We start from the raw sequence: 6,116 nt of genomic DNA, 5'->3' as shown, positions 1-6,116 counted from the left end.
TTCCTCATCATTTATATCCGTTTTGTATGACATCTCTTAGCTTACTATCAAAAAATCCTTGATTCTAATGGAAATCGTTTTGCCAGACAGCTTCTTAGTGCAGGATTGCCCTGATTATGACCCAGCGGGTCGATAAGATAACGAAGGAGTTGAATAATGGTGAAGTCCAATGAAATCAATGTGCTGGGGATTTCTGGCAGCTTGCGGGAAGGCTCTTATAATACCGCAGCCCTGCGGGAGGCGGTACATCTTGCGCCTGCGGAGATGCATATTGCCATAGCGGATATCTCGGAAATCCCGTTGTATAATGAAGATATCTACGCTAAGGGATTTCCCGTGCCAGTGGAACGCTTGCGCGAGCAAATACGGGCTGCGGATGCGCTGCTTTTTGTGACACCAGAATATAACTACTCCATGTCCGGCGTCCTCAAAAATGTGATTGATTGGGTATCGCGTCCACCAGAGCAGCCTTTTTCTGGTAAGCCTGCTGCTGTAATGGGCGCTAGCCCCGGCCGTTTTGGCACGGCGCGTGCTCAATATCATTTGCGGCAAAGTGTGGTGTTCCTGGATGTACGACTACTTAACCGACCAGAAGTGATGATTAGCAATGCGCAGAATGCTTTTGATCAGAATGGCAGATTGATTGACGAATCAACGCGCGAGCATATCCGAGGGTTGCTCAAGGCGCTTCACGACTGGACACTCATGCTGAAGCGGTAATTTTATGCGTTAACCTAGATTCTTCAGGTGGGTGGGATTGGAGTGTTCGGTGTTACGGGCGCAGGGCAAGGTGCACAGTTGCTGCCCGATGGCCGGTTAAGCTTAGAAAAACTTTAATTTCTTGCTGAGCAAGATGCTTGCTATAATATTTTTTCTAAGAGAGATGGTAATTGCTTAAAACTAAAGTATAGCTATTTGAGAAAAGACGGCGCCCGTAGCTCAGTTGGATAGAGTACTTGGCTTCGAACCAAGTGGTCGTGGGTTCAAATCCTGCCGGGCGCGCCAATTAATTCTTTTAGAATGCTCCTGTTATATTCATACTTAATGTTGTTTTAAACAGACGGTTTTTTTATCGTTCAGCAGCGAGTCTGACTAAACATCCGGCTATGCGTTTGTTTTTATTTAGTAAAATAGTGTTCATTCTTTATATACCAATTGAGATGCCCGCTAACCCGGATTGCTCATGTTTTTCTGTTCTCTTCGCGTCTGATTCCAGGCAATAATTCCACGGATGCCGAAGCTTTCTCTAATTATGGCGATGGAAGCCGAAGCGCAAGGCTTGGTTGACGCTTTGACTTTGAAGCCATTTGTGCCGCGCCCGTTTTATGAACGCTTGCCGCTGAAGTTTTATCGTGGCATTTATCGAGATCGCCCGATGGCCTCCCTTGAACTCACTATCACTGTCCCCGGGAAAGATCCCCGCTATCAGGTCGATAGCATCGGCACGGAACCGGCGGCGGTTGCTGCATTCGCAACTGTGGCGGAATTTCATCCTGATATTTTGGTGAGTGCTGGCACTGCCGGCAGCTTTGCTAAACACGGCGCTTCCATAGGAAAGGTTTACTTGAGCGAGTCGGCCTTTTACTTTCATGACCATCGCATTCCACTTCCCGGCTGGGACAAGTTCGGGAAAGGTGCTTATCCGTCACTCGATGTCCGTCTCCTAGCACGTGAGCTCAGTCTTTCGCTCGGTAATATTTCCAGCGGTAACGCTCTTGATTTTACTGATCAGGATCTGGCGGCGATCGCGGCTCACGGCGCGATTCTTAAGGAAATGGAAGCTGCTGCCGTTGCCTGGGTGGGGTACATCACCGGTACGCCGGTGTTCGCAATCAAATCAGTCACCGACCTTATCGATACTCACCCTGACTCGCCAAGTGAATTCGAAAAAAACTTCGCTATTGCCGTCACCAGCTTGACTGACAAAACTCTGGCGATTATCGATGCGCTTGCGTGCGACTGGCAGTATTTGCTCGGACAAACACTGCCGCAGGATATCAATTCAAGCGCTGTAAATAAACACCTTCCATGACTCCTCATATCTTAGTCTATGCTATGCTCGTAAGAACTGACATGATTCGATAGAATTCACCAACCTAGTAGATCGTTTCAGTAAAATATATGCAAATAAATCGCTTGACCTAATCTTATAGAATTCATATTTTAATCAATTGCTTGTCAGTTAGACAAGCTCACCGAGAACAGTGAATGCTTTGCTGAAACGATCTGCTAGTTAAGAGATAATTTATCTTAACTGGAGATTGGGGAATGATTACGAGAAATAAATATTTGAAGAAGTTTAAGTTGGATGCTATCGTTTGGTACTTGATCAGGGTTACCCAAGAATAGAAGCTGGGAGGAGTCTGAATACAAATGCCAAGGTCAAGGTCAAGATAGCAAATCGATTTAAAAACGGCTTTCCAGTTTGAAAGCGGCATAACTCATTACTTTTGACTAGTGCTAATTCGCCCCAGATAGAGCGATTTCAACAATACCTCATTCGTCGGGAATAAGTCTCGATTCTTGATAATCTTGCGGGAGCCTGCTCTATTCGGGCCTTTTTGCACCAAGAAGGTAAGGGTGCATTGTCGAAATGCAGTAAATTACGAGTGTCTATTGAAATTGACTCACACACAATGACTCGCATCAAAAGATTTCATTAATTATATGATTTCTTCCCAGAAATTCGGGTAAGAAATCACCAAGGAAAGTATATTTTCCTTGGTAGCTTCCTCGTATTTAAATGGATGATGCCATAATATGATTATGGCATTAAGTGCTCTTCTTCCTTCTTTGCTTCATTTCCTTCTGCTGGTTTTTCATTATCTCCCTCATTAGCCAGTTTGCTGCCGACATAGCTTCCAACTGCACCACCTACTAAAGCCGGCATGACCGATTGAAGGAATGATGGATTTCCAGCTGGTGCGTTAGGTGTTGGTGTAGATGCACTTGAGCCGGTTGCAGGTAATGGCGCAGGTTTGCTATGCGCTGTATCCTGTGCTTGTGCTGAAGTTGAATGATTCGGTGTATCAGTTCTCTTTTGTTGTGTGGTGGCAGGCTGAGAACTGCTTTGCTTGGAAGTAAATGCACCTTTTGATACGCTGCCTTTGCCTCCTTTTGCATAAAGACTATTAGCCAGCATCATGGAAACCAAAATAGCAAAAAGTAATCTTCTCATTGTAAATGCTCTTATTCCTTAAAATGGCATTCTAATATATATAGATGCAGATTGAAGTAGTAAACGTTGGTGGTTTGCAAAATAAAAAAGCCCCAAACATTACCAGTGCTTAGAGCTTGACAATTTGTTAGTATCAAATTTTGATCTTAGCAGATACCAATTAATATACCAACAAGTTTGCTGGCAGTTATTAGTGGTTAATGGACTATAGCAGATATTAAACAGCCAGCTAATCCTTGAATATTAAAGATTCATGGAAGATTCTGGATTTCTTTGAATGTTAAGTTGGTGCCCGGAGCCGGAATCGAACCGGCACGGACGTTAAGGTCCGAGGGATTTTAAGTCCCTTGTGTCTACCAATTTCACCATCCGGGCAATCAAAACTAGAATATTACTTTCTCTTTGCTATCAATACCTTAGTATTGTAGATAATATCACTAGCAAGTGTAATTATATCGCGAAATAGCACCATTGAGCATTAATTATTGTGAGAGGATTGTGAATCCATTTGGAATAAAATAATGCTGATTATCACTCATTTCAATGGGGGGATATGCTTGTAATTAGCCTATATTGTTATTGTATTTGAAGAAAGTATTTTCTTCTGAATTGTCAAAAATATGGATATACCTGATTAGATTGAAGCTTGGCCATACGTTCTGTGCAGATGATTAGAAAATTTTGATCATGTTTAGAGTAGTGCCGGCAGGGAATCTGCAGGAATAGTTAACGCCATCAACGCAAGATATGATAGTTGCGGTTGGATTAGGATTATTGCTATTGAAATCAGCTCTTATATTTAGACTTATATCCATAGCGCTTGCTCCTGCAATAGTAGCAAATGTAGCAGTATTTCCAATTCGTGTGCCGCTTAAGGCCATCCAGGTAGTATCAGGGTCTGGGTCAATGATTGCTGCGATCATCTGACTTGTATTTGCATTTTCATGCAGGGTTACATAATTAGTGACAGAACCATTAATACTAATCATGTATATACCGTCAAATTGACCTGCTGCCTGCGATGTGATTGAAAATAGTGAAAGCAAAACAAATAAATACAACTTCTTCATTTCATTGATCTCTCTTCAGATTTAGATAAGTCATTATATCGTTACGATGCGGGATGTGATTATGCTATTTGCAATATCATTTTATACGTTTTATCAATCAGCTACTACTGATCAATACTACAAATAGAATCCTTTGTTTACACAGGATCTAGGACACCCTCAATATTGGATGGAGGATTATCAATAGGAATGCCCCATTCTTTCTTTGCAATGGTAAACAAATGCGAGATGAGAGCAAGTTCTAGCTTGGCTGTTCCAGGTGCTACTTCCTTTAGACGTACATCTCTATATTTAGCGAAATCAGTAGACTTTAGTGAAGATAGGCTACGTTTGGAAAGCGGGTGTTTAATCCACATAGTGATTTGCTCTAGTTCTCTGCTAATTCCTTTCTTGCTGGGTGTTACTTCATTCCTGTAACGAATAAGGGCTTCTGCAAGTGTGGTATTTTCGGCACCGCTAGGATTTATAAAAATGCCCTTGTCCATGTCTGACTCAATATTACGAATCCAGATATAAGCATCTTTCTGGGCAATAAAGAATTTGGAAATGGTTGGATGTCTTTTACGTCTTATTTGAGTATTCCATTTTCCTGAAGCTGGCTTGCGAACTGTTGCCATATTTCACCTCGCTATGAATGAGGTGTGAATAGCAAGGAGTTGAGGAGTTCCTAATTCAGATAACTAACCGATATTTAACCTGGATTAAATCGTGCAAACGTTGGTACACACATATTTTAAGCCCCTTGTGTCTGCCAATTTCATCATCCGGGCAATCAAAATATGCTGCATTTTCTGGAGGCGGGGGTCGGAATCGAACCGGCGTAGACGGCTTTGCAGGCCGCTGCATAACCACTCTGCCACCCCGCCATTTATTTCTATGATCAGAATGTGGTCTGTATCGTACCACCACAATGAATAATGCGATATGGATTTTTTAACCGCTGGCTATAAAAATCTAATTTATCTAGATGGAGCGGGAAACGAGGCTCGAACTCGCGACCCCAACCTTGGCAAGGTTGTGCTCTACCACTGAGCTATTCCCGCAAGCTAGAGTTTTACGTACTTAAGAACACAATTCAGAAACAAAGAATGGATTATAAAGATGCTGTTTATTTTGTCAAGAAACGTATCAATCCAGTTTCTGGAAATCAGTATCGTTTTACGGTTCGGTTTGTCATAGCAAAACATCCTGTAACCATTTGCTGATATCGACCAATTCCTCAGCACACACAGAATGTTCCATTGGATACTCATGCCATTTGACTTGGTAGCCAGCCTCCAGTAACTGCTGCCTGGAAGCTTTTGCCAAGTGGATTGGGATGATGGGATCATAGCTCCCGTGAGCCATAAATATAGAGGTGGGCGTATTAGCCGTATGTGCTTCCTTTACGAGGGTATGCGCTAACGGTAGATAGCTTGATAATGCCATAATCCCCGCTAATTTGTCTGGATGACGAAGACCAACCTGCAAAGCCATGACACCTCCTTGAGAAAATCCAGCCAGCACAATATTTTCAGAGGGAATTCCGCGCTGATTTTCTCGTTTAATCATTGCCATGATCGCTTGCTGGGAGCTGCGAATCCCTGCTTCATCTTCATGATGATCCAGGTTTATATTTTTGATGTCGTACCACGCACGCATGACAAGCCCTCCATTGATGGTTACTGATTGTTTAGGTGCATGAGGGAAAATAAAACGTATCGTGGTTTCGGGTGGCAGTTCAAGTTCTTGTATAATCGGCACAAAATCGTTGCCATCAGCGCCGAGGCCATGCATCCACAAAATAGTATGAGTTGGATGTTCGTCTGATTCTATTTCAATTGCAGGTAGAAAATCTGATGAAAGGATAGGCATGGTTGAAGTTAGAT

Annotated in this window: 6 protein-coding genes and 4 tRNA genes; 3 read left to right on the top strand and 7 right to left on the bottom strand. The window is 42.8% G+C overall.

What is annotated here, in order from left to right:
• Positions 1-156: 156 nt before the first annotated feature.
• The 3 genes from BLP80_RS11375 to BLP80_RS11365 all read left to right on the top strand — a co-directional run bounded on the left by BLP80_RS11375 (position 157) and on the right by BLP80_RS11365 (position 2,032).
• Positions 157-720 carry an NADPH-dependent FMN reductase gene (locus tag BLP80_RS11375; RefSeq protein WP_090543324.1) on the top strand — a complete coding sequence of 188 codons (564 nt, stop codon included), beginning with the start codon at positions 157-159 and terminating at the stop codon, positions 718-720.
• A 208-nt stretch (positions 721-928) separates the two neighbouring features.
• Positions 929-1,005 (top strand) — tRNA-Arg (locus BLP80_RS11370).
• A gap of 226 nt (positions 1,006-1,231) precedes the next feature.
• A complete protein-coding gene (locus BLP80_RS11365; protein WP_090543322.1) occupies positions 1,232-2,032 on the top strand; it encodes a phosphorylase family protein in 801 nt (266 codons plus the stop codon).
• Between the two features lie 732 nt (positions 2,033-2,764).
• Here BLP80_RS11365 and BLP80_RS11360 read toward each other — a convergent pair.
• From BLP80_RS11360 to BLP80_RS11330, 7 genes are all read right to left on the bottom strand, one after another.
• Positions 2,765-3,178 (bottom strand): hypothetical protein, encoded by a 414-nt coding sequence (locus tag BLP80_RS11360; protein WP_090543321.1) that lies wholly within the window; start codon positions 3,176-3,178, stop codon positions 2,765-2,767.
• 286 nt (positions 3,179-3,464) lie between these two features.
• Positions 3,465-3,553 (bottom strand) — tRNA-Leu (locus tag BLP80_RS11355).
• A gap of 296 nt (positions 3,554-3,849) precedes the next feature.
• Positions 3,850-4,248 carry a hypothetical protein gene (locus BLP80_RS11350; protein WP_090543319.1) on the bottom strand — a complete coding sequence of 133 codons (399 nt, stop codon included), beginning with the start codon at positions 4,246-4,248 and terminating at the stop codon, positions 3,850-3,852.
• Between the two features lie 137 nt (positions 4,249-4,385).
• Positions 4,386-4,865 carry a hypothetical protein gene (locus tag BLP80_RS11345; RefSeq protein ID WP_090543317.1) on the bottom strand — a complete coding sequence of 160 codons (480 nt, stop codon included), beginning with the start codon at positions 4,863-4,865 and terminating at the stop codon, positions 4,386-4,388.
• A 175-nt stretch (positions 4,866-5,040) separates the two neighbouring features.
• Positions 5,041-5,114 (bottom strand) — tRNA-Cys (locus tag BLP80_RS11340).
• 102 nt (positions 5,115-5,216) lie between these two features.
• Positions 5,217-5,291 (bottom strand) — tRNA-Gly (locus tag BLP80_RS11335).
• Positions 5,292-5,421: 130 nt separating this feature from the next.
• On the bottom strand, positions 5,422-6,102 hold the full coding sequence (locus BLP80_RS11330) for an alpha/beta hydrolase (RefSeq protein WP_090543335.1): 681 nt from the start codon (positions 6,100-6,102) through the stop codon (positions 5,422-5,424).
• Positions 6,103-6,116 lie beyond the last annotated feature (14 nt).

Origin of the sequence: Nitrosomonas sp. Nm132 (assembly GCF_900100485.1) — a bacterium.
Classification (GTDB): domain Bacteria; phylum Pseudomonadota; class Gammaproteobacteria; order Burkholderiales; family Nitrosomonadaceae; genus Nitrosomonas.
This window is presented reverse-complemented; position numbering and strand designations above follow the sequence as displayed.

Coding starts and splice junctions, on each gene's coding strand:
- BLP80_RS11345 (WP_090543317.1), bottom strand. CDS start 4,865: ATGGCAACAGTTCGCAAGCCAGCTTCAGGAAAATGGAATACTCAAATA.
- BLP80_RS11375 (WP_090543324.1), top strand. CDS start 157: ATGGTGAAGTCCAATGAAATCAATGTGCTGGGGATTTCTGGCAGCTTG.
- BLP80_RS11365 (WP_090543322.1), top strand. CDS start 1,232: ATGCCGAAGCTTTCTCTAATTATGGCGATGGAAGCCGAAGCGCAAGGC.
- BLP80_RS11360 (WP_090543321.1), bottom strand. CDS start 3,178: ATGAGAAGATTACTTTTTGCTATTTTGGTTTCCATGATGCTGGCTAAT.
- BLP80_RS11330 (WP_090543335.1), bottom strand. CDS start 6,102: ATGCCTATCCTTTCATCAGATTTTCTACCTGCAATTGAAATAGAATCA.
- BLP80_RS11350 (WP_090543319.1), bottom strand. CDS start 4,248: ATGAAGAAGTTGTATTTATTTGTTTTGCTTTCACTATTTTCAATCACA.